This is a genomic window from Microbacterium sp. W4I4 (assembly GCF_030816235.1).
GTDB lineage: Bacteria > Actinomycetota > Actinomycetes > Actinomycetales > Microbacteriaceae > Microbacterium.
This window is the reverse complement of sequence record NZ_JAUSXT010000001.1, coordinates 2,729,141-2,751,218: the sequence shown is the minus strand read 5'-3', so window position 1 is coordinate 2,751,218 and position 22,078 is coordinate 2,729,141. Positions and strand designations below refer to the sequence as shown.

Annotated in this window: 15 protein-coding genes; 3 read left to right on the top strand and 12 right to left on the bottom strand. The window is 69.9% G+C overall.

Going from position 1 to position 22,078, the window contains the following annotated elements:
* Nucleotides 1-20 precede the first annotated feature (20 nt).
* Together QF046_RS13035 and QF046_RS13030 are read left to right on the top strand one after the other, a co-directional pair.
* Entirely contained in the window at nucleotides 21-3,845 is a 3,825-nt protein-coding gene (locus QF046_RS13035; RefSeq protein WP_307370483.1) for a S8 family serine peptidase, read from the top strand.
* A gap of 97 nt (nucleotides 3,846-3,942) precedes the next feature.
* Nucleotides 3,943-4,359 carry a VOC family protein gene (locus QF046_RS13030; protein WP_307370481.1) on the top strand — a complete coding sequence of 139 codons (417 nt, stop codon included), beginning with the start codon at nucleotides 3,943-3,945 and terminating at the stop codon, nucleotides 4,357-4,359.
* On the opposite strand, the gene QF046_RS13025 is transcribed toward QF046_RS13030, so the two are convergent.
* The 3 genes from QF046_RS13025 to QF046_RS13015 form a co-directional block, all read right to left on the bottom strand.
* On the bottom strand, nucleotides 4,349-5,038 hold the full coding sequence (locus tag QF046_RS13025; RefSeq protein ID WP_307370479.1) for a GNAT family N-acetyltransferase: 690 nt from the start codon (nucleotides 5,036-5,038) through the stop codon (nucleotides 4,349-4,351). The genes QF046_RS13030 and QF046_RS13025 overlap by 11 nt on opposite strands.
* A 48-nt stretch (nucleotides 5,039-5,086) precedes the next feature.
* Nucleotides 5,087-5,707, bottom strand: coding sequence for a hypothetical protein (locus QF046_RS13020; RefSeq protein ID WP_307370478.1), 621 nt, complete (start codon nucleotides 5,705-5,707; stop codon nucleotides 5,087-5,089).
* Between the two features lie 144 nt (nucleotides 5,708-5,851).
* Nucleotides 5,852-6,247, bottom strand: coding sequence for a hypothetical protein (locus QF046_RS13015; RefSeq protein WP_307370476.1), 396 nt, complete (start codon nucleotides 6,245-6,247; stop codon nucleotides 5,852-5,854).
* Nucleotides 6,248-6,448: 201 nt separating this feature from the next.
* Between QF046_RS13015 and QF046_RS13010 the strand changes: the two genes are divergently transcribed.
* Complete coding sequence (locus tag QF046_RS13010; RefSeq protein ID WP_307370474.1) at nucleotides 6,449-7,891, top strand: MFS transporter; 1,443 nt, start codon at nucleotides 6,449-6,451, stop codon at nucleotides 7,889-7,891.
* Nucleotides 7,892-7,951: 60 nt separating this feature from the next.
* On the opposite strand, the gene QF046_RS13005 is transcribed toward QF046_RS13010, so the two are convergent.
* From QF046_RS13005 to QF046_RS12965, 9 genes are all read right to left on the bottom strand, one after another.
* Entirely contained in the window at nucleotides 7,952-8,911 is a 960-nt protein-coding gene (locus QF046_RS13005) for a serine hydrolase (protein WP_307370471.1), read from the bottom strand.
* 127 nt (nucleotides 8,912-9,038) lie between these two features.
* Entirely contained in the window at nucleotides 9,039-11,003 is a 1,965-nt protein-coding gene (locus QF046_RS13000; protein ID WP_307370470.1) for a M13 family metallopeptidase, read from the bottom strand.
* Nucleotides 11,004-11,057: 54 nt separating this feature from the next.
* Complete coding sequence (locus QF046_RS12995; RefSeq protein WP_307370468.1) at nucleotides 11,058-12,839, bottom strand: lipase family protein; 1,782 nt, start codon at nucleotides 12,837-12,839, stop codon at nucleotides 11,058-11,060.
* A gap of 36 nt (nucleotides 12,840-12,875) precedes the next feature.
* A complete protein-coding gene (locus tag QF046_RS12990) occupies nucleotides 12,876-13,787 on the bottom strand; it encodes a DUF4380 domain-containing protein (protein WP_307370466.1) in 912 nt (303 codons plus the stop codon).
* Between the two features lie 2 nt (nucleotides 13,788-13,789).
* Nucleotides 13,790-16,756, bottom strand: a complete 2,967-nt coding sequence (locus tag QF046_RS12985; RefSeq protein WP_307370463.1) for a DUF5107 domain-containing protein — start codon at nucleotides 16,754-16,756, stop codon at nucleotides 13,790-13,792.
* A gap of 82 nt (nucleotides 16,757-16,838) precedes the next feature.
* Nucleotides 16,839-18,806, bottom strand: coding sequence for an alpha-galactosidase (locus QF046_RS12980; RefSeq protein WP_307372838.1), 1,968 nt, complete (start codon nucleotides 18,804-18,806; stop codon nucleotides 16,839-16,841).
* Complete coding sequence (locus QF046_RS12975) at nucleotides 18,706-19,833, bottom strand: carbohydrate ABC transporter permease (RefSeq protein WP_307370460.1); 1,128 nt, start codon at nucleotides 19,831-19,833, stop codon at nucleotides 18,706-18,708. Before QF046_RS12975 ends, QF046_RS12980 begins: the two co-directional genes overlap by 101 nt.
* 1 nt (nucleotide 19,834) lies before the next feature.
* Complete coding sequence (locus tag QF046_RS12970; protein WP_307372837.1) at nucleotides 19,835-20,761, bottom strand: carbohydrate ABC transporter permease; 927 nt, start codon at nucleotides 20,759-20,761, stop codon at nucleotides 19,835-19,837.
* Between the two features lie 5 nt (nucleotides 20,762-20,766).
* On the bottom strand, nucleotides 20,767-22,053 hold the full coding sequence (locus QF046_RS12965; RefSeq protein ID WP_307370457.1) for an ABC transporter substrate-binding protein: 1,287 nt from the start codon (nucleotides 22,051-22,053) through the stop codon (nucleotides 20,767-20,769).
* Nucleotides 22,054-22,078 lie beyond the last annotated feature (25 nt).

Below are 22,078 nucleotides of genomic sequence, written 5' to 3'. Positions count from 1 at the left end.
TCCCCATGGAAGGACTCCACATGCGCCCCTCCCCCAGACGCACACCGCACGGACGCCGCCGATCGATCATCGCCGGGGTCAGCGGACTCGCTCTCGCCGCCTGCGGCGTCGCCCTCACCGGCGCCCCGGCCGTCGCCGACCCGAACGGCAGCGGTGTCGCCACCGCCGGCGCCCGTGGTGACGCCGACCACACCGTGACCCTCATCACCGGCGACCGCGTGCACGTGAGCACGCTCGCCGACGGCAGGAGCACTGTGCATGTCGAGACCGCGGTCGAGGGAGCCGGCTATCAGACGATCACCATCGACGGCGACATCCTGGTCGTCCCCGATGCGGCATCGACTTACATCGCCGACGGCGCGCTCGACCGCGATCTCTTCAACGTGACGCAGCTCATTGAGTTCGGCTACGACGACGCGTCGGTCGACGCCACCCCGATCATCGTCGAGCACGCATCTGCACGCCGCAGCGCGCCGCCCGTCGGCATCAAGACCGGCGTCTCCCTGCCCAGCATCGGCTCCTCGGCTGCCACCGCTTCGCATTCCCGGGCCGCCGATACCTGGGCCGCACTCACCGGCTCCCCCGCAGCAGGCGCTCGCTCGCTCGGCTCCGTGTTCTCCTCCGGCATCGAGGCCATCCACCTCGACGGCAAGGTGCGGGCGACGCTCGACTCCAGCGTCCCGTGGACGGGCGCCCCCGAGGCCTGGGATGCCGGCTACACCGGTGACGGTGTCACGGTCGCCGTGCTCGATACCGGCTACGACGACACGCACCCCGACCTCGCCGGCCACGTGCTTCCCGATTCCACCAGCTTCGTCCCCGGCGAGGACGTCGCCGTCGACACCCAGGGCCACGGCACCCACGTCGCCGCGACGATCGCCGGCACCGGTGCAGCCAGCGACGGCGCACATCGCGGCGTCGCTGACGGCGCCGACCTGCTCGTGGGCAAGGTGCTCGACAAGGACGGATACGGCCAGGACTCCTGGATCATCGCCGGCATGGAATGGGCCGCCGAGCGGGCACCGATCGTCTCGATGAGCCTCGGATCCCAGCAGGCCTCGGATGGCGAGGACCTCATGGCCACCGCGCTCAACGCGCTCTCGGCCGAGACGGGCTCGTTGTTCGTCGTCGCGGCGGGCAACTCCACCAACCCCGAGACCATCGGCTCGCCCGGTTCTGCCGCCAGCGCCCTGACCGTCGGCTCCGTCGACGACCCGACCGGTGCGCTGTCGTGGTTCTCCAGCCAGGGGCCGCTCACCCGTTCCGGTGCGCTGAAGCCCGATCTCGCCGCTCCCGGCAACGAGATCACCGCCGCCCGCTCGGCGGACAGCGCGGGCACCGGCGACTACATCACCATGAGCGGCACGTCCATGGCGACCCCGCACGTCGCCGGCGCGGCCGCGATCGTCAAGCAACAGCATCCGGACTACACCTCCGCGCAGCTGCGCGCTGCCCTGATCAGCACCGCGACCGATGTGGGCCTGACCGCCTACCAGGTCGGCACCGGCACGCTCGACGTGGCGGGAGCGATCGAAGAACCCGTCCTCGCCTCGGGATCGGGTGATTTCGGAACCCTGACCTGGGGCGCGGAGCCGTCACCCATCGTCCGCGAGATCGAGTACACCAACCGCTCCGATGCCGAGGTGACCGTCGCGCTCGAGGTGTCGCTGTCCGACACCACTCCCGGCGGCGGTGAAGCGTCGACGGACGGCGTCATCGCGCTCGATGCGACGCAGCTGACGATCCCCGCGGGTGAGACCCGTACGGCGACCCTCACCGCGAAGCCTGCCGAGGTGCCGGCGGGCGCCCAGTTCTCCGGCACGTTGACCGCCAGTGTCGACGGCACCGAGGTCACGCGCACCGCGCTGGGCGTCATCGCCGAGTCCGAGCGGTACGACCTGACCGTCACCGCGACGGGGCTCGACGGCGAGCCCGCCGATGCGATCGGCTGGATCCACAACGTCGAGACGAACTGGTACACCTCGATTCCCGTCTCCGGGGAGACGACCCTGCGCCTGCCCGCGGGCACGTACTCGCTGATGTCGATGATGACCGTGCACTCCTCACCGGACAGCGAGGGGATCGCGCTGGTCGGCGACCCGCACATCACGCTCGACGGCGCGGCCTCGGTCGCTTTCGACGCCCGCAACACCGAACGGATCACCGTCGACGTCGATGAGGACGACGTCGAGTCGAGCTACCGCAGGCTCGACTACCTCACCGCCGGCTTCGGAGGCAGTGCGACGGCGCCGGTGTGGACCGACGAGCTGTACGCACAGCCGCAGGACGCCCGTGACGCCGACGCGTTCTCGTTCACGACGCGGTGGCGTCTGCAGCATCCGATGCTGTCGATGACGGCGGGCAAGCTCGAGTTGGACGTGATCGCCCAGCCGGGTGCCACGCTTCTCTCCGGGGACGTGAAGGCGCAGGGCGTCGACGTCGGCACCGGGACGGCCGAGGAGATCGCCGCCGCCGATCTCAAGGGCAAGGTCGCCGTGGCGACGGCTTCGGATGCCGTGACCCCCGCCGCGATCGCGTCGGCCGCCGCCGAGAAGGGCGCCGTGCTGCTCGTTCTCGTCAATGACACGCCCGACGAGAACAGTGTCTGGGTGGGCTCGGATGACGGGGCGGTACTGTCGCCTATCCCCGTCGCCGGCATCAGCGGAGCGCAGGGAGCGCAGCTGCGCGAGCAGCTGGCGGACAAGCGCGTCACGATCGCGGCCCATGGCATCCCGGTCTCGGACGAGACGTGGGACGTCACCCGCTACGACGAAGGCACCATCCCCGCCGATCTGTCGTACGAACCCGATCTCGCCCGCCTGGACACGCAGTACATCGGCCGTTCCGGCGATCTCATCGGCGAGTTCCGGTACGACTTCGTGCCGAGCGCGACCGTCGGCAGCGGGCTTCTGCAGCGCGTGGACCGTGGCATGAATCGCACCGAATGGGTCAGCACCACCGACGTGGAGTGGTTCCAGACGGCGACGATGGTGGGAACGTCGTGGGATATGCGTGACACGATGCGCAGCTACAAGGCCGGGCAGCAGATCGACACGAGTTGGTTCGGTGCGGTCGTGCGCCCGTACGTCGGGCCGGAGTTCTGGGCGCCGTTCCGTTCAGGTGACGCCGTGCAGGTCAACGTGCCCTCCTCCGCTGACGGCGCGAACCCCGAGCGGACCGGTGCCGTCGACACGTTCACCGATGTCCGCGGCACGACCTACCTCGGCGAGTTCTTCGTCGACGGCGAGCCCTTCGCATCGTCGCCGTACCAGGGTGCGTACATGTTCGGTCTCCCGGACGGCGAGAGTGAGCTGCGCTACAAGCTGACCACCACGCAGGACGGCACCTGGCTGCCGACCTCCACCAAGACGGTCACCGATTGGTCGATGACATCGTCGGGCCAGTCCGACGACTGGGCCAGGCAGCTGCTGCCGATGCTGCAGGCGAGCTACGAGGTACCGCTCTCGAGCAACGGCATCGCGGGCGAGAAGCGCAAGAAGGGCGCCCCGATCGAACTGGGCGTCGACGTCGGCCACCTCGCCGGCGCCGTGGGCAGCGCCGCGGTGAAGGACGTGACCCTGGAAGTGCGCACCGAGGGCGGGTCCTGGAAGAAGGTGACGCTCAAGCTCGATTCGCGCGATGCGTCCGGCCCCGGTGAGCCGCCTGCAGACGGCTTCGCGGATGCCCGCGCCTACGTCGCCGCGTACACGGGCGAGGTTCCGGTGCCGAACGGCGGCGGTTTCATCGACCTGCGTGTGACGGCCGTCGACGAGGCGGGCAACACGTTCAGCCAGGAGATCGAACGAGCGGTGCAGGTGGCACCCGCTCGCGGCTCGAAGGGCTGAGCGCACAGCGGTGAGAGGAGCCGGATGCCGATCATCCGGCTCCTCTCGCGGCATCCGGCTCCTTCCCGATGTCCTGGGCCGGTGGCAGGCTGTCGTCATGGAACAACGAGTGAGCTTCATCACCCTGGCTGTCTCCGACGTCGCGCTCTCCCGCGCCTTCTACGTCGACGGCCTCGGCTGGCAGCCCATCTTCGAGGCGGAGGAAGTGCTGATGCTGCCCGTCGCGGACAAGGTGATCCTGTCGCTCTGGAGCGTCGAGGGCTTCACCGCCGAGATCGGCGAGGCACCGGCATCCGGCATCGCCCCCATCACCCTGTCGCACAATCTCGCCACCGAGGCGGAGGTCGACTCGGTGCTCGCCGAGGCCGAGCGCCTGGGTGCGCGCGTCCAGGCGGCGAGCCGCCGAGAGTGGGGCGGCTACTCGGGCTACTTCGCCGACCCCGACGGGTTCCGCTGGGAGATCGCGGTCAACCCCGGCGAGACCGGGGCGTTCGTACTGCCCGCTACTTCGTGAAGAGGTAGCCGCGGCCAGTCTCGAAACCGGCGAGGCGCAGGCCCTTGTCGAGCTGCGCCTCCATCTCGGCGCGCAGTCGCAGGCGCCACTCGTGCGCGGCATCGGGGTCGGTCTCGCGCATGGACTCGACATCCGAAGGGATCTCGACGGTCGCAACGACGGCATCGGATGCCGGCGGCTTCGCGATGTCGGCCAGCATCCACTCCACATCCAGCCGGTCGCTCTCATCCCCCGCGTCGCCGCCACCGAAGATGCCGTAGTGATTGATCGTGTATCCGGTCACGCGCGCGCCGAGCACGGTGAGGAAGAAGTGCGCGTTACGGGCGACGAGCGGGTCGAAGGTCCACGTGATGCGGCCGACCTCGCGGGAGAACGCCCACTGGCGCTGGTGCTCCTTGAGCTCGCGACCCCAGCCGCGACCGCGGTACTCGGGCAGCAGCGCGGTGATGTGCGAGTGCATGGTGCGCTTGCCCGGCTCGCCGAAGAACGCGATCGAGGCGCCGACCATGCGCTCCTCGCCGTCCTCGTCGTCGAACAGGCCGACGACGTAGTTGCCGGAGTGCTCCAGCGCGCGCAGCGTGCCGGCATCGATAACACGCTCCGGCCCGCGGATGGAATCCAGCAGTCCCTGCGCGTCGATGATGAGTTCTACGGTGTCCAGATCACGGATGCTTCGCACGTTCCCAGTCTGCCCCTCACGGCGCTCAGGACGAAACGGCGCGTCACGTCAGCGGGTCGGGAACGCCTCTCCGCCGCCTGCGGCGAGCGCGTTCGCGACGATCTCCAGGTACTCCTGCATCATCTCCTCGGGCATCGCGGGCATGGACTGCTCCCAGTAGGGAAGGATCGCTCCGCGGCCCTGCATCATGCCCGCCGGTCGCGCGTACGCCCACAGGTGCAGGTGCGCGGATCCGTCGTTCCACCGCGAGAAGTGGCAGCGGGCGACGGCGGGGATCGCCTTGGCGGCCTCGGAGACCCGCTGCAGGATCGGGCCGAGCCCAGCGAGAACCTCGAGCGGCGCGTCCTCGAGCTTCACGTGCCGGCGGGGTGAGATGGCTCCGACGAAGGGGATGCCGGTGGGCCCCTGCATCCCGCCGCTGACGCGCCACTCGTCGTCCTGCCAGATCGTGAACTCGTTCGCCGGACCGCAGTGGTGGCAGGTCGATGCATCGAGCTCGCCGCCGCGCGGCTTCTCGGGGACGAGCATCGGCTCCAGCGGCAGCAGCTCGAACGCCGCGATGCTCGGCACCGGTCCGCTGCCCGGCGTGCGGCTCGTGTCGAGGGTTTGCCCGATCGGCGCCCAGCGATGCCAGTCGGTGTCGGCCGGATGCTGTTCGATCTCGCTCATGCGTCTATGGAATCACGCCCGGGGTGCCGCTTCCCCGTCGCGCGCCGGCGAGTGCACGGCATGCTGCCGAGCGCACGGGTACTTCACGTGAACAGGCCGTGCACTCGGCGAGGTCCCATGCCGTCGAGGGGCGTGCGCAGCAGGTCAGAGGGTGCGGCCGTCCGGATCCCCGGGGCGCGCAGCGCGCAGGTGCTCGGGCGCGGGCCAGGGCAGAGTGAAGCGCTCGGTGGGCGGGCGCTGCATGTCGCCGAAGTCATCGACCTTCACGACCACGCGGCCGGGAGCGTCACCCGTCGACGGCGTCACTTCGACGAAGCGCACGCGCAGCGGCGCGGGCGCCTCACCCTCCAGCATCCAGACATCCGCGAGCCAGGCGAGCCCGACGGCCTCGAGAGCTGCCTCGGCATCGAGCCAGTCGACGGGGTCGGATGCTGCGCGGCCAAGCACGTCGACCGCCACCCAGTCCTCGCCGTCGGGGCGGATCCAGCCGAGCAGCTCGCCGTCGTCGCGCCGATGCGGTGTCCAGTCGTCGGGAAGCATCCCTCGACGCTAGCCCACCGACCGGGCCTCCTCGATGCCAGCCGGGCGCGAGTGCACGGCATACTGCCGAGCACACGGGTTCTTCACGCGAATAAGCCGTGCGCTCGGCGAGGTCCCGTGCTCTCGACGGAAGTGGAAGTGGGAGTGGGGCGGGGCGGTGCCGCGGCCCGGAGGGGTGCCGGGAGCCGATAACCTGGCGCGATGGGCAACAGCGACGACAGAGCCAGAAGACGCCTGTCCCGCACCCCCTCGCATCCGGCGATCATCGCCGTGCTCGCCTTCGTCGGGCTCTGCTCGGCGTTCATGTTCACGCTGGTCGTCCCGCTGCAGGCCGAGTTGCCGGTGCTGCTGAACGCCTCGCGCGAGGACACCACCTGGGTCGTCACGATCACCCTGCTCGTGGCCGCAGTGGCCACTCCGATCTCCGGCCGACTGGGCGACATGTACGGCAAGCGCCGCGTCGTCATCGCGCTGCTCGCCGTCCTCATCCTGGGTTCGGTGATCGCGGCGGTGTCGACCTCGATCGTCGGCGTCATCATCGGCCGCGCGTTCCAGGGCGCGGTGACCGGCGTGGTCCCGCTCGGCATCGCGATCCTGCGCGACGTGCTGCCGCCGGCGCGGCTGGGAACGGCCGTCGCCCTGATGAGCGCGACCATGGGCGTCGGCGGTGCGATCGGGATGCCGGTGGCGGCCATCCTCGCGCAGAATGCCGACTGGCACACGCTGTTCTGGCTCGCCGCAGGGCTCGGGGTCATCGGCCTCGTGCTGGTGATGCTGGTCATCCCCGATGACGTGCTGCTCGCACCCGGACGCCTCGACATCCTCGGCGCGATCGGACTGGCGATCGGTCTGACCGGTCTGCTGCTGTACGTGTCGCGCGGTGCGGAGTGGGGCTGGACCGGGCCGTTCGCACTGCTCTGCCTGATCGGCGGCCTCGTCGTGCTGGCCGTCTGGGGCTGGTATCAGTTGAGGGCCAAGGACCCGCTGCTGGACCTGCGCGTCGCCGCTCGTCCTGCTGTGCTGTTCACGAACATCGCCGCGATCGGGATGGGCTTCGCCCTCTTCTCCTCGAACGTCACGTTCCCGCAGATGCTCGAACTCCCGGTGGAGACCGGCTCCGGGCTGGGGTTGAACATCCTCGGCGCCGCGCTGATCGTCGCGACCTCGGGCGTCCTGATGATGGTGGTCTCGCCGCTCTCCGGGTTCCTCGAGCGCACCGTCGGTCCGCGGCCGCTCTTCACGATCGGCACCGCCGCGATCGTGCTCGCCTACGTGTTCATCCTGATCCTGTCCACGGAGATCTGGCACTTCCTGGTCGCCAACGTGCTGATCGGAATCGGCATCGGGTTCACCTTCGCCGCCATGCCGATGATCATCATGCGGGCGGTGCCGGCGAACGAGACCGGCGCCTCGAACGGCCTGAACGCGCTGTTCCGCTCGGTCGGCACCTCGACGGCATCCGCGGTGATGGGTGGTGTGCTGGCCGCGATGAGCGTGCAGGTCGACGGCGTCGCCGTGCCCACGCGCGAAGCCTTCCAGGTCTGCTTCTGGCTGGCGATCGTCGCCGGCATCATCGCCTTCGTGCTGACGTTCCTCATCCCCAAGCACCCGCACACCGAGGAGCGCCCCGCACTGCGGGACTGAGCACCTGCAGGGACTGAGCACCTGCAGGGCTGAGCACTTGCAGGGCTGAGCGCGCCTACCTCAGTGGGTGTACTCCATGAGGTCGGTGCCGAGCGTGCGGAACGCGTCGTGCGCGCGCAACCGGTGGCTGATCGACAGGTCATCGAAGCACACGGTCAGTGCGTAGGCGACTCCCGCGCGCGGGCCCGCCAGCACGCCGGCCTCGGCGCGCACGCCCCGATCGCGGCCGGTCTTGTTGATGAACAGCAGGCCGTGCGCGTCGTGCTCGTGCGCGAACGGGTCCAGGCCCGTGGAGGCGCCGACCAGGCTCAGGTCGTGGTTCAGGCTCAGCCACTCCGACACCTGGGCGCTGACACCGGCATCGACGACAGCCGAGTTGACGAGGGCGGCGAACAGCGTGGCGAACTCCCGCGTCGTGCCGACGGCGACATGCGGGGCGTCGTCGGGCCCGCGCCTGTCACGGAAGTGATCGAGCACGGCGCTGCGCGGCATCCCGAGACTGATCATCCGCGAGCGCACCTGGTCGTGTCCGACCGCGTCGAGCAGCGCGTTCGCGGCGTTCGGGTCGCCGGTGGCGGCGGCGAGCACCGCGAGGTCGATCATCGGCAGCGCGGGGGCGCGCAGGTTGCGCCAGAGCCCGGAGCCCGCGACCAGCTCGTCCTCGGCGCGGTCGACGATCAGCAGCGGGTCCATGGTGCCGGCATCCAGCGCGGCTGCGGTCTCGACGAGCACCGGCACGACGCCGAGCCCTGCGATGGGCAGCGGCACGTGGTCGTCGCCGGCCAGCACCGTGCGCTCGGTGTCGAGGTCGGTGACGTGCACCGACACCTGCGCGCCGGCCTGGGCCAGTTCTTCCAGGGCCCGCAGCGTGGGGCTGAACGAGCGTCGGCCGACGGCGGCTCGACGAGGGGTGCGCCTGCTGCCGCGATGCGAGCGGCGCGAGGCAGTCGCGATCTCTTCGACGGGCGCGCCTGACGCGCTGTCGGAGGGCTCGGGCGCCTGACCTGAGTGAGAGCTCACGCGTGATTCCTCACGGGATGGGGGAGGTGACGGTGTCCGGATGCACACTGAGGGGGGTTGCCCACCCGACCGCTTGGGCTATCGTAACCCCGCCGGTCCGGGAACGGACCGGCGGGGTTCGAAGCGTTCACCAGATCGTGACGCGCGCACCTTCCGGAAGGTGCAGGGCGTCGCCCTCGGTGACGTCGAACGCGTGGTAGAACGCGTCGATGTTGCTGAGGATCTGGTTGCAGCGGAACTCGTTCGGCGAGTGCGGGTCGATCGTCAGCAGACGGATCGTCTCGGCCTCGCGGCTCTTCTGCTGCCACACCTGCGCCCACGACAGCAGCAGTCGCTGCACACCCGTGTATCCGTCGATGACCGGTGCCTCCGCGCCGCCGAGCGACAGCTCGTACGCCTTCAGTGCGATGCCGAGTCCACCGAGGTCGCCGATGTTCTCCCCGATGGTGAGGGCGCCGTTGACGTGGTTCTCCTCGCTGAGACCGAGCGGCACGAGCGTTTCGTACTGCGCGATGAGAGCCTTGGTGCGCTCCTCGAACGCGGCGCGGTCCTCGTCCGTCCACCAGTCGGCGAGGCGCCCCTCGTGGTCGTAACGGCTGCCCTGGTCGTCGAAGCCGTGGCCGATCTCGTGGCCGATGACCGCGCCGATGCCGCCGTAGTTCGCTGCCGCGTCACGGTGGGGGTCGAAGAACGGATGCTGCAGGATCGCCGCGGGGAACACGATCTCGTTCATCAGCGGGTTGTAGTACGCGTTGACCATCTGCGGCGGCATGAACCACTCGTCGCGGTCGATGGGCTTGCCGACCTTGGACAGCTGCCGGTCATGCTCGAAGACGGTCGCGCGACGGGCGTTGCCGATCAGATCGTCTGCGGCGATCTCGACGCCGTCGTAGTCGCGCCACACGTCGGGATGGCCGATCTTGGGGCGGAACGTGGCGAGCTTGTCCAGCGCCTTCTTGCGGGTGTCGGCGCCCATCCACTCGAGCTTCTCGATGCTCTGGCGGTACGCCTCGATGAGGTTCGCGACCAGCTCGTCCATGGCGACCTTGGACTCGGCGGGGAAGTGCCGCTCGACGTAGATCTTGCCGACCGCATCGCCCAGCGACCCCTCGACCAGCGAGACGCCGCGCTTCCACCGCTCGCGGATCTCGGGGGTGCCAGTGAGCTCGGTGCCGTAGAACGAGAAGTTCTCGTCGATGACGGCGTCGGGCAGGTAGGCGGCGAGGCCGTGCACGACCTTGGCGCGCAGCCAGGCCTTCCAGTCGTCCAGGCGGTCCTCCACGAGCAGCGAGCCGAGACCCTCGAAGAAGCTGGGCTGGTACACGACGAGCTCGTCGAAGGCGGTGAGGTTGGCCGTGGCCACGGCATCCCGCCAGGGGGCGAGGTCGACGCCGACGAGCTGCTGGAACTCGTCCCAGCTCTTCAGGTTGTACGTCTTGACCGCATCGCGCGAGGCGACGTTGTCCCAGTGGTGGCTCGCGATCTCGTGCTCCAGGCCGAAGGCGCGGTCGGCGATGCCTGCGGCATCCGCGACCTCCGCCAGACCCAGGATGCGCTCGAGGTGCGCGCGGTACGCGGCACGGGTCTCGGCGAAGCTCTCCTGACGGTAGTAGCTCTCGTCGGGCAGCGACAGACCGGCCTGCACGGCGAAGGGGACGTAGCGCTCGGGGTTGCCCGGGTCGGGCTCGACGAAGACGCCGATCAGTGCCGCGATGCCCTCGCGGTCCAGGTTGCCGATGGTGGTCAGGAAGGAGGGGATGCTGTCGATCGCGTCGACCTTCGCGAGCTGCTCCTGCAGTGGTGCGAGGCCGCGGGCGGTGATGCCATCGGTGTCCATGAAGCTGGTGAAGAGGTCGCCGACCTTGCGGGCGAGGGTGCCGGGCTCGGCATCCTGCGACTCCTCGATGATCGCGCGCACGTCCTTCTCGGCCTGCTCGGCGAGCAGGTGGAAGGAGCCCCAGCGCGCCTTGTCGGAGGGGATCTCGGCGGCGTCGAGCCAGGCGCCGTTGACGTGGCGGTAGAGGTCGTCCTGGGGACGGATGGATGCCGTGAATTCGGAGACGGCGAGACCGGAGGGCAGAACGTCTGTCATGGATGCAAGCCTATGCGCCCCTGCCGACACGACGTTCGCGCGGCGGAGTCGACCTCAGCCGCACCCGCCGGACACGGCGGCCCCGTCGAACCGGTCGGCGGTCCACTCCAGGGCATCCGCGATGGCGGGCGAGTCCGGCTCCACCAGTGGGAGGTGCCCGAGACCGTCATAGCCGCGGAAGTCGACCGAAGCCCCCTCGTCGCACAGCGTCTTCGCGAACGCGGACTGCATGCCGAAGTCGATCAGCTCGTCGCCCCTGCCCTGTCCGAGCAGCACCGGTCCGGAAGCGACCGGCGGAGTGTTCTGCCGCAGCCGTTCCCCCAGGGCGCCGGTGGTCGGGTCGGCGGCGAGGATGTTCGGGTCGTCGACGAGGGCGAGCAGCGCCAGCACTGAGACGAAGGTCTCGGGCGCGGCCAGGCAGCGTCCGGCCATCTGCTGCACGGTGACCTCGGCGCCGGGACGGATGTACTGGCGGAAGGTGACATCGGGGTGCATGGCGCTGTACGCCGAGATCACGAACGAGGCGAACACGCTGCCGCCGGTCACCTCCGGCAGGCGGTCGACAAGGCCGATCAGGTCGGATGCCGGTGCGAGCGCCACCGTGCCGGACAGGGGCACGTCGGGGGCGTAGTCCTCGGCGATCGCCGCCGACCAGAGGGTGGCGCCGCCGCCCTGGGAGTGTCCCCAGGCGACGGTCTGCTCGGAGAGCTCCGCGCCGTCCAGCTGCCGCGCGGCGCGCACGGCGTCCAGTTCGGCGCGGGCGCTGTCCTGCCCGATCAGGTACGGGTGCGGACCTTCGGTGCCCAGGCCGATGTAGTCGGTGGCGACCATCGCCCAGTCCTGCGCGAGGATGTCTTCGAGCACGTACATGGCCCCGGAGCCGAACGGGTCGGATGCCAGTGACGGCGCGCACGCGCGGGCGAAACCGGTGGTGCCGTGATGCCAGGCGATGACCGGATGCTGCTTTCCGCCCTTCGGCACCACGACGAGCCCGCTGGCGATCGCGGCGCTGCCGTCGCCGTGCGTGGTCGTGTAGAGGATGCGCCAGCCGAGGGCGTCGTCGGGCACGCCGCGCGTGAACGCCTCGGCGCGGATCAGGTGTCCGGGTTCTGCGGGCACGGTGCGCGGGGCGACGTAGAAGTCGTCGACCGCGGGCGTGCCGCCGCGCAGCGCGATGCTGGTGACGACGGCGCCCGCGGCGAGCGCGACCGCGCACACCGCGCCGATGGTGCGCATCCACCGGCGGGCTGCGGTGTCGCGTCGGGGTGGTCTCGGCGTGCGGCCGCGCAGCATCCGCACCAGTGCTGCGGCGCCCGCGATCGCGAGCGCGGCTCCGAAGACCACGGCGACGACCAGCAGGGTGATGTCGGGCCAGACGATGGCGAGGATGCCGAAGGCGATGCCGGCCGCGCCGAGCAGGGCCTCCGCGACCCGTCGGTCGAGGGTGCGATCACGACCGATGATGGCGCTGACGCCGATCGCGCCGCGCACGATCAGCACCACCCCGACGATGATCGCCAATGCGCGGACGGTCAGGCCGGGCAGCACGAGCACGACGACGCCGGTGAGCATCATGGCCGCGCTCATCAGCATCCGGATGCGGCCGGTGCGCGCGACGGGGAAGATCAGCTCGAGAAGCCCGCCGAGAACGAGTCCCGCACCGATCAGCAGTGCCAGCACCCCGAGTGCCGTGGTGGGGCGCACGACGAGCACGACGCCCAGCACGACGGCCGCGAGCGCAAGCGCGGCGACGACAGGCTTCGGCAGCCGCCTCGCGAGCCGGATCAGCGCCAGATCAGCGGATGCGTCGGGCTCGGGCGCCGGGTCTGAGGTCACGCCGCCAGCCTAGTCAGCGGGATGCGCCGGACGCGGTCACGTCGCGCGGTCGATCGACTCCCACCGCACCTCGAGCGAGATGCGGTCACCGGGTTCCAGCAGCCGCGTCGGGCTGAGCGCCTCCAGTTCGACGTAGCGCGCATGAGCAGTCATCCCCTCCAGCCCAGGCAATGGCCGGTCCACCGGAGTCTGCATCCAGAGCTGCACGGGCGAGTCGTCGGCGTACTCCGCGTCGGGGGTCACGGTGAACGACATCCGCACGCCCCACCCGTCGGCGCGCACGAGCTCGGCAGCGCCGGTGGCGCCCGGAAAGCCGAGCTTGCCGACCGCCTCCGAGAACCGCGCACGCGCGGTGTCGTCCTTGCGGCTCCAGTCGATCGAGCCGACCGAGTCGAAGAGCACTGTGGGTGGTGCGTCGCCGTGCATGCGCACGTCGATCCGGGCGCGATCGGATGCCAGGTCGTCGGCGTCGAAGGGGAACTGGGCGACCTCCCAGGCCGCCCAGCGCGCGGCGGGACCGGAGTCGTTGATGACGGTGCTGCGGACGAGGACCGCGCCGGGTTTGACGCGCAGCTCGCGTTCGATGCGCAGCCCTGTGCGCGGCTCGATATCGCTGCGCAGCAGCACGGCATCGCGATCGACCTCGACGACCCGGTACGCCCCCGAATCCAGCACCCCGTCCGGCGGCCCCGGCCACCCGTCGGCGCTCCCGGGCGGGCCCTGCGGGGCCGGCCAGGTCTTGTCGCCACCCCAGTTCTGCCAGTCGGAGTAGCCTGCACCGAGCGCCGGGCGGGTGATCGGATGCCGGGGCTGGAGGTCGTCGTCGAGCAGCTCGGGGTCGTGCCACAGCACCTCGCGGCCGTCGAAGCGCAGCGACAGCATCCGTCCGCCGAGCTCCGGGACGACCACGGCCTGCACGCCCTCGGCCCGCAGCTCGATGCGAGACATGCTCACTCCCGCCGGTGGAACAGCAGCGATTCCGGCAGGCTCGTGGCGAAGTAGTCGGTGCTGCCGTCCTCGTGCACGGCCACGGGTGGCACGTGCACCGGACGGTGCTCGCCCAGACTGTCCGGCGGATCGATCTGCGGCATCCCGAGCGCGTCACGCGCGGCATCCCAGGCCGCGAGCGCACGGCCCTCGCCGCCCTCCCACGGCTGGAACCGACGGGAGTCCATCCACTCCAGCGCACCCGCGGGATCGCCGGTCAGGCGCAGCAGGTCGGCGTACGCGATGGCGAGGTCGTCGCGGCTGTCGACCAGCGGCAGCGCGCCCTGCAGTCGCGCGAGACGCTCCTGCGCAGGATGGCCGAGCTTGGCGGCGAGCTGGTCCTGCTCCGAGAGGAGTCGGGCGTCGTCGGGATCCGCGGTACGCGCCTGCTCGTAGCGCCGCCAAGCGAGGGCGTCGTCGTGCGTCACGTTGTAGGCGGCCAGGCCGGCGTTGCGCAGGACCACGGGATCGTCGGACCCGTTCTGAACTGCACGCTCCCACAGTTGCGCCGCCTCGGTGCGCCGTCCTTCCTGATACAGCAGCTCGCCGAGCAGTCCGGCAGCCACCGGGTCGCCGGGTTCGGCGCGGAGCGCGGCGACGAGAGCATCCTGAGCATCGAGTCCGGACGGGAAGGCCCACCGGCGATCCGCGGCCCGGGCGTCCTGCCGCGCCTGGACGGCCTCGTCGACACGGCCAAGGCCGTCGAGCAGCGCGGCGCGCAGATAGTAGGCCACCGGCGCGGCATTACCGGTGGTCGTCGCCGGCGCGATCGCGGCGGAGCGGAGCACCGAGAGCGCCGCATCGGTCTCGCCGAGATGATCCAGGTCGACGGCGAGGTCGAGCAGCCGAAGCCCATCCTCGGGCAGCGAGCCGTCGGCGAGATGGCGGATCAGGTCGTCCGGGATGCCCCGGGAGATCTCCTCGCGCAGCATCCGGTCGGCGGCATCCCGATCGCCCTCGCGCCGGGCGAGCACGACCCGCAGCGCGGTCAGGCGGGGTTCGACACCGTTCAGCGCCGCATCCTCGGCGTCGCGCCGGGCCAGGGCGGTCCTGCCCTGGCGTGCGAGCAGGCAGGCGCCCTCGAACGTCGCGGCGCGATGCCAGGCGCCGTCCCACGCGGCGCGTCCGAGCACCTCCAGGGCCTCCTCGTCTCGACCGAGTCGGATGAGCACGAGGCCGAGCAGGTAGTACGGCTCGGTGTCGCGCAGCCGCTCGTTGCGGGCGGTCTGGCGCGCGATCGAGATGCGCAGGTGCTCCTCGGCGAGCGCGTGCCGGCCACTGCGGTAGGCTCGCCAGGCCAGCGCCAGGCGGGAGCGGGAGTCCCCCGGATCGCGTCGGATCGCCTCTTCCCAGTACGGCGCGGGAAGCCGCGTGGGATGCCGGTACTGCTCGAGGTGCAGACCGGTGAGGTAGAGCTCGTCGACGGTCTCCGTGTCCTCGGGCAGCGGCGGCACGGTCGCCAGCCACGGCTCCTCGTCGCTCGGCTCGCACAGGCGCCACTCCAGCACCGTGTGCGCGCCCTCGTCGAGCTGCACGCGCACAGCCGTGGCATCCGCACCGTCGGGCAGGGTGACCAGATGCGTGTCGACCTGACCCGGCTCGAGCGTCACCTCGTGCGCGTCGAGCTCGGCACCGTCCACCGACACCCGCACGGTGACCCGCATCGGTCGCGTCACGGCGGTGCGCACCGAGACGACGCCGGGCTCGTCGAACACGACGTGCACCGCGGCATCCTCGTTCGCCTGATGGGCGATGCCGATGGCGGGGATCGGGAACCACACCTGCCGCATCCGCTTGACCTCACCGGGGCGCAGCCACGTGAAATCGGGCTGATTGTCGGTGTAGACGCCTGCCATCAGCTCGACGTACGGTCCGTCGCCGTCGGTCAGGTGCCGGTCCCAGGCGTGCCCGAAGGGCGAATCGCCCCAGGTCCACTGCTTCTTGCCGGGCGACACGCGGCGGTCGGCCCAGTGCACCACACCGGCGCCCGCCGCGTGGTCGTAGCCGCCGAAGAACTCGCCCTTCGTCTCGACCACCATGTACGAGGTGGGCACGGGGATGTTCGCGTAGCGGTCGATCCGATCCGCGCCCGGCGTCTCCTGTCCACGGGCGGCGTAGTCGACGCCGTAGTAGGGGCGGTCGGCCGCCGGGAAGGACGTGATGGCCCGGCGAGCGTGGTCGGCGACGAAGCCGACGTCCTGGGGGAAGAAGGACTGGTAGTCGTCGTGCACGCGCACCGCCGCGTTCGCCCACCAGAGGAACGTCTGCGGCTGCTCGGTGCGGTTGTGGAAGGTGCCGAGGATCTCGACCACCGAGCGATCGGCGTGCAGGCGGATGCCGTGCGTCCCGTTCATCCGCGCGAACGGGTCGTGATCGCGGCACCAGACGGTCGCCGATCCGTCGTCGCCGAGCACGAGGTCGGCATCCGTGGGGAGGTAGGTGCCCGGCCGGTGATGCTGCGGCCAGTTGAACTCGACTCCGCCGCTGATCCACGGCCCGCCGAGGCCGACGAGGGCCGGCTTGATGACGTGATTGCGGTAGAAGAAGTCGTAGCCGGTGGTCTTGTCGTAGCCGGTGTAGATGCGTCCGCCGAGCTCGGGCAGCACCGTCACCCGGATGTACGCGTTCTCGAGGTGCACGGCACGCCATTCGTGATCGACGGGCTCGCGCGCCACGCCCTCGACGAACGGCATCGGATAGACCCGCCCGCTCGAGCCCTGGTACACGCGGTTGTCGAGGTACATCGGGAACCGCACCGGCTCGTCGGGCTCGTAGGTGGGCAGCGTCAGCACGGACTCCCACACGATCGCCTCGCCCGCGTCCAAGCGCGCCTGGAGCTCGGCGGGCGGGCGCACGTCGCGCTCGTCGCGCACCGGGCGCACCGTCTCGGCACGCACCATCTCGTCGGGCACGATCTCACTGCGGGGCATCTTGCGGCCACCCTTCCTTTGTTCGAATCCTCTGTGCGGGCATGATCGACACCGCCGCATGGCGACATCCCCTCGCCCGCGCTCAACCTGCTGGTGTCAGCACCAGTACTTCTGCGTCGGAGGCCCAGGTGAACGGCACGCGCACCCCGAAGGCTGCGGCCGACTCCGCGGTCACGCTCTCTCCGGTCGCCTCGACCCGGTAGGTCACGCCCGGCGCGAGCCCTTCGGGGTGCACGCGCGGGACCTCGCGGTCCCTGGCGCGATCCCGGTCGCTGTCGAAGACGAACACGAGCACCCGCGGGTCATCGTCCGGGCCCCGGAACGTCACCGTGTACAGATCGCGGTCGGGTGCTCCCGTGGTGCGGACGCTGCCGTCCTGCACGATCCGGCGCACGTCCTTGTAGAACGCGGTCATGCGCGCCGCCTCGGAGCGCTCCTCCGCCGACCAGGCGAGCAGATCGGCTCCGATCCCGAGGATCCCGCACATCGATACGGCGAAGCGATACCCGAGAGTCACCGGCCGGCGGTCCCGATGGCCGCTGTCCTCGCTCACCCAGGAGCTCATCGCCCACGCCGGGTACGCACGCAGGTAGCCGTCCTGGATCACGAGTCGGTCGCGCGCTCCGACCTCGTCGCTCGGCCAGACCACGTCCGACACGGCCAGAACCGCGTTGTCGATGCGTCCGCCGCCGGACGAGCACGCCTCGACCACGACCTCGGGGAACTCCCGCCGCAGCAAATCCATCACCCGGTGGTAGCCGCGTGCGTGCTGCACCGCCCACTCGCGGCCGTGCGGATCGACGGCACGCCCGCCGTCCGAGACGGTGCGGTTCATGTCCCACTTCAGGTAGCGGATGCGGGCGGAACCCAGCACGTCGCGCAGCATCCCCTCGGCCCACTCGACGACCTCGGGGCGGCCGAAGTCCAGCACGTACTGGTTGCGGACGGTGAGCAGCGGACGCCCCTCGGCGCGGTGGATCCAGTCGGGATGCTCGGCGAACAGCCTGCTGGTGGGGCTGACGGCCTCCGGCTCGACCCAGAGCCCGAAGTCCATGCCGAGCTCCCCGACCAGGTCTGCGAGTTCGGCGAGCCCGTGCGGGAACTTGGCAGGGTCGGGTGTCCAGTCCCCCAGTCCGGTCGAGTCGCCGGTGCGACCGAGGAACCAGCCGTCGTCGACGACGAAGGTCTCCACTCCGATGTCGGCAGCCAGGCGCGCGAGCTGCGACTGATGCTGCACGGTCACATCGAACTCGGTCGCCATCCACGAGTTGTAGACGACGGGTCGGTCGACCTCGCGGCGCAGGGTGCGCTGGTACTCGTGCCAGCGCTGCGGCAGTTCGGCCGCGCCCTCTGCGCTGAAGACGCCGAGACTCTCCGGCGACTCGAACCGCTCCCCCGGCAGCAGGGTGACGGTCGTGGTGTGGTCGTCCACTCCGGTCGAGACGCGCAGGTGCTCGCCGACCGAGGAGGATTCGATCTGCATCCGCCACGATCCGCTCCAGGCCAGGGCGATCCCGTAGCCGGCGGCAGGTGCGGAGCGGACGGCGTGCTCGTGGTCGTCGAGGCCGGTGACGGCCACCACGGGGCTGAATCGCAGACCGGTGATGCCGTCACTGCTGCCGATCGAGAACGTGCCCCAGTCCAGGTCGATGCGGCGGCGCTGGAACTCCCTCGACCATGATCCGGCGAGGTACTCGACCCGCGCGCGCTGACCGATCGGCAGGTTCCAGCCCGCCGAGAACGCCCGCGGCAGGGTGATCGCGTCCGGCCCGTCGTTGATGATCAGCATCTTCCGGGCGATGACGTCGTGCGCGTGGTCGGTGCGGTAGCTCAAAGCAAGCCGCACGCTCGCCGTCTCATCGACCGCGGTCAGCACCAGCTCGTCGCCGGCGGCATCCGTCGTCACCTGCGCGGAGGGGTCGAAGGTCCAGATCGCTCCTGTGCCGGCGTCACCGCGCTCGACGCGCAGCTCGGTGAAGGCCGTGTGACGCTGGCCGTCCGACGCGTACTCGACGGGAAGCGCGTCGGTCTCGGTGACGTGGGTCAGCACCCGCTCCGGCTGCTCGTACGCGGGCACCCGCTCCAGCGGCGCGCCCCAGTGATCCAGGACGATGCTGCGCCCGTCGGCGGTGTGGCTGATGACGTACTGCGTCCGCGCCGTGCGGAGCGTCCACTGCGACCTGTCCATCTACTTGCCCGATCCGATGGCGAGACCAGACACGAACTGCTTCTGGAACACGAAGAACACGATGGCGGTGGGGATGGCCGCGATCACGGCGCCGGCGGCGACCACGTTCCACTGACTGACGAAGCCGCCCTGGATGTTCAGCAGCTCCGCGGTGATCGGGAATTTCGACTCGCTGCGCAGCACGGTCAGCGCCCACAGCAGGTCGTTCCAGATCCACGTCGTCGCCAAGGCGGCGAGCGCGGCGAGCGACGGGCGGCACAGCGGCATCGCGGATCTGCAGGTACGTGCGCAGCGGGCCCGCGCCGTCCACCCTGGCCGCCTCGAAGATCTCACCGGGCAGCGAGCGCATGAAGCCGTGCAGCACGAACGTGTAGAAGCCCAGTCCGAAGGCGACCTGCACGATGATCAGGGCGAGCAGCGTGTCGGCGATGCCGAGGCTCTCGCAGATGCGCGCGACGGGGATCAGCAGGATCTGCGGCGGCAGCAGGTTGCCGGCCAGCATCACCAGCAGCACTGCGCGCCGTCCCGGGATGTCGTGCTTGCTGAGCGCGAACGCCGCCCAGGATGCCAGCAGCAGCGAGAACACCACGGTGAAGCCGGTGACGATGACGCTGTTGATCAGCGCCTGGCCGCCGCCGAGTCCGTCGCGGAAGACGGTCACGAAGCCCTCGAGGGTGAAGGACTGCGGCAGGGAGCCCAGACCGTTGGAGGTCAGGTCGGCGAAGGTGCGGAAGGCCACCAGCACGACGAACGCGAGCGGCAGGATCCAGAGGATCGCGATCGGCGTCATGACGACGTGGAAGATCCATGGCCTGCGGCGGCGGCGCACCGGCGGGATGGATGCCGAGGGGGCGGATGCCACCGGAGCGGCGACGGTCGTAGCGCTCATCTCAGTCCTCCTCCTTCGATGCCCGCACCAGGTATCCGATGATGAACAGGATCGCCAGCAGGAAGATCACCACGGCGATCGCCGAGCCGTACCCCAGATCCACCACGCTGAAGCTCGTCTGATACATGTACGTCGACAGCAGCTGCGAGGAGTTGTACGGGCCACCGCGGGTCATGGCCCACACGATGTCGAAGGTGCGCAGCGAATCGATCACCGTGACGGCGAACACGATCGAGCTGACGCCCTTCAGCTGCGGCATCACGATGCGCCAGAAGCGCTGCCAGGGGCTGGCGCCGTCGACGGCGGCTGCCTCTTCCAGGGCGGGGTCGACGCCCTTCAGCCCGGCGAGGTAGAGCACCATGATGTAGCCGACCTGGCGCCACACCGCGGCGATGAGCACCGCGTAGAGGGCGAGGTTCGGATCTGCCAGCCACTGCTTCTCCCAGCTCTCCAGGCCGATCAGGCCGAGGAACGTGTTGACCGCGCCGTCGGGCTGGTAGAGCAGCCGCCAGAAAAGGCCGGTCACGGCGAGCGAGAAGACCATGGGCAGGTAGATCGCACTGCGATAGAAGCCCACCCCACGACGGGGCTTGTTCAGCGCGACGGCGAGCGCGAGGCCGAGTGCCACCGAGGCGCCGCCGAACCCGATCACCCAGATCACGTTGTTCACGAAGGCGGTGCCGAACACCGGGTCGCTCAGCAGGTTCTCGAAGTTCTTGAACCCGATGAACTCCGGGGTGCCCGCGCCGTTCCATTTCGTCAACGAGATGTAGAAGCTGTTGACCGCCGGCCAGAAGACGAGTGCCAGTTCGATGACCAGAGGGATGAGCAGGAACGCCCACACCAGGGGAGGAACCCGCCGGGGTCCACGGCGCCTCCGCCCCGTGGTGATCAGGGACGTGGCGTCGTCCGTCCGGCCGGCAGTCATGGTGCTCACGCGTCGAAGACCCGCTGAGCGGCCGTCTGCCACTCCTTGAGGATGGCGTCGACGTCCTTGGGCTGTGCGAGGAACTTCGTCAGCGCGGCATCCGCCGTGGTCTGCAGCGCGTCGGAGGAGTCGCGGTTGAAGAACTGCGTGATCTGCTCGGTGCTGTTCAGCATCTCCAGACCCTTCCTCACAAGCGGAGAGAACTTGCTGGCGTCGACGTCGGGCGAGGTGGGCAGGTTCGACGACTGGGATGCCTCGATGAACTGCTGCTGCGACTCGGGGCTGGCCAGGAACGACAGGAACTCCTTCGTCGCCTTGGGGTCCTTCGTCTTGGCACTGGCGAAGTAGCCGTCGGTCGGCGCCTCCTCGGCGCGCGGGATCGACGGGTCGATGACCGGGACCGTGAAGAAGTCGAGGTCGTCGGGGTCGCCGGTGGTGATGTTCTGGCTGATGAACGCACCCGTCAGGTACATGGCGTCCTTGCCCTGCACGAGCGGGGTGACCGCATCCTGCCAGGCGTACGAGGCCATGTTCGGGTCGAAGTACGGCACGAGCTGCGCGTAGTACGACATGGTCTTTCGCACTTCGGCGCTGTCGAAGGAGCGCTTTCCCGCGAGGAGCTCCTTGTGGAAGTCGGCGCCGTTGACGCGCAGGTTGAGGATGTCGAACCACCCCGACGCCATCCAGGGCGTGGATCCGATGCCGTTGGCCAGCGGGTGGATGCCGTCCTTCTTGAGCTTGTCGCAGAGCGAGATGAACTCGTCCCACGTGTTCGGCGGCTGCACGCCCCACTCCTTGAAGTGCGACTTCAGGAAGAACACGCTCCACCAGTAGTAGTTGGTGGGCATGAAGATCTGCTTGCCGTCATCCGCGGTGGAGAGGTCCTTCAGCGCCTTGGAGTATCCGGATGCCGCGCCCGTCCCCTCCCAGAGATCGGAGATGTCCAGCAGCAGGTCCTTGCTCGCATAGTCGCGCGCGACGGAGCCGGCGTACCAGGTGAGCACGTCCGGCGGGTTCGCCGAGGTCAGGTACGTCGACAGCTGCGCACGGAACTGCTCGATGGCGACCGTGTTGAGGGTGACCCCTCCCGACTTGTATCCGGCGACCAGCTTCTCGAGCGCCTTCTTCGGGGCCGGATCCGAGAGCGAGGACTGCAGCACGATGCCGCCTCCTCCCCCACCGCCGCCGCTGGGCCCGGTACCGCCCGTGGCGCACGATGCGAGCAGCAGTGCTCCCGCGCCCAGCGAGCTCACCAGGAACCCGCGCCGTGACATCTCCCATTTATCTGCCATGATCGTCCTCCTCGACGACGGCCGG

Coding starts and splice junctions, on each gene's coding strand:
- QF046_RS13020 (WP_307370478.1), bottom strand. CDS start 5,707: ATGAGCGAGATCGAACAGCATCCGGCCGACACCGACTGGCATCGCTGG.
- QF046_RS12975 (WP_307370460.1), bottom strand. CDS start 19,833: ATGAGCGCTACGACCGTCGCCGCTCCGGTGGCATCCGCCCCCTCGGCA.
- QF046_RS12965 (WP_307370457.1), bottom strand. CDS start 22,053: ATGGCAGATAAATGGGAGATGTCACGGCGCGGGTTCCTGGTGAGCTCG.
- QF046_RS12985 (WP_307370463.1), bottom strand. CDS start 16,756: ATGCCCCGCAGTGAGATCGTGCCCGACGAGATGGTGCGTGCCGAGACG.
- QF046_RS13000 (WP_307370470.1), bottom strand. CDS start 11,003: ATGACAGACGTTCTGCCCTCCGGTCTCGCCGTCTCCGAATTCACGGCA.
- QF046_RS12970 (WP_307372837.1), bottom strand. CDS start 20,761: ATGACTGCCGGCCGGACGGACGACGCCACGTCCCTGATCACCACGGGG.
- QF046_RS13010 (WP_307370474.1), top strand. CDS start 6,449: ATGGGCAACAGCGACGACAGAGCCAGAAGACGCCTGTCCCGCACCCCC.
- QF046_RS13015 (WP_307370476.1), bottom strand. CDS start 6,247: ATGCTTCCCGACGACTGGACACCGCATCGGCGCGACGACGGCGAGCTG.
- QF046_RS13035 (WP_307370483.1), top strand. CDS start 21: ATGCGCCCCTCCCCCAGACGCACACCGCACGGACGCCGCCGATCGATC.
- QF046_RS13030 (WP_307370481.1), top strand. CDS start 3,943: ATGGAACAACGAGTGAGCTTCATCACCCTGGCTGTCTCCGACGTCGCG.
- QF046_RS12990 (WP_307370466.1), bottom strand. CDS start 13,787: ATGTCTCGCATCGAGCTGCGGGCCGAGGGCGTGCAGGCCGTGGTCGTC.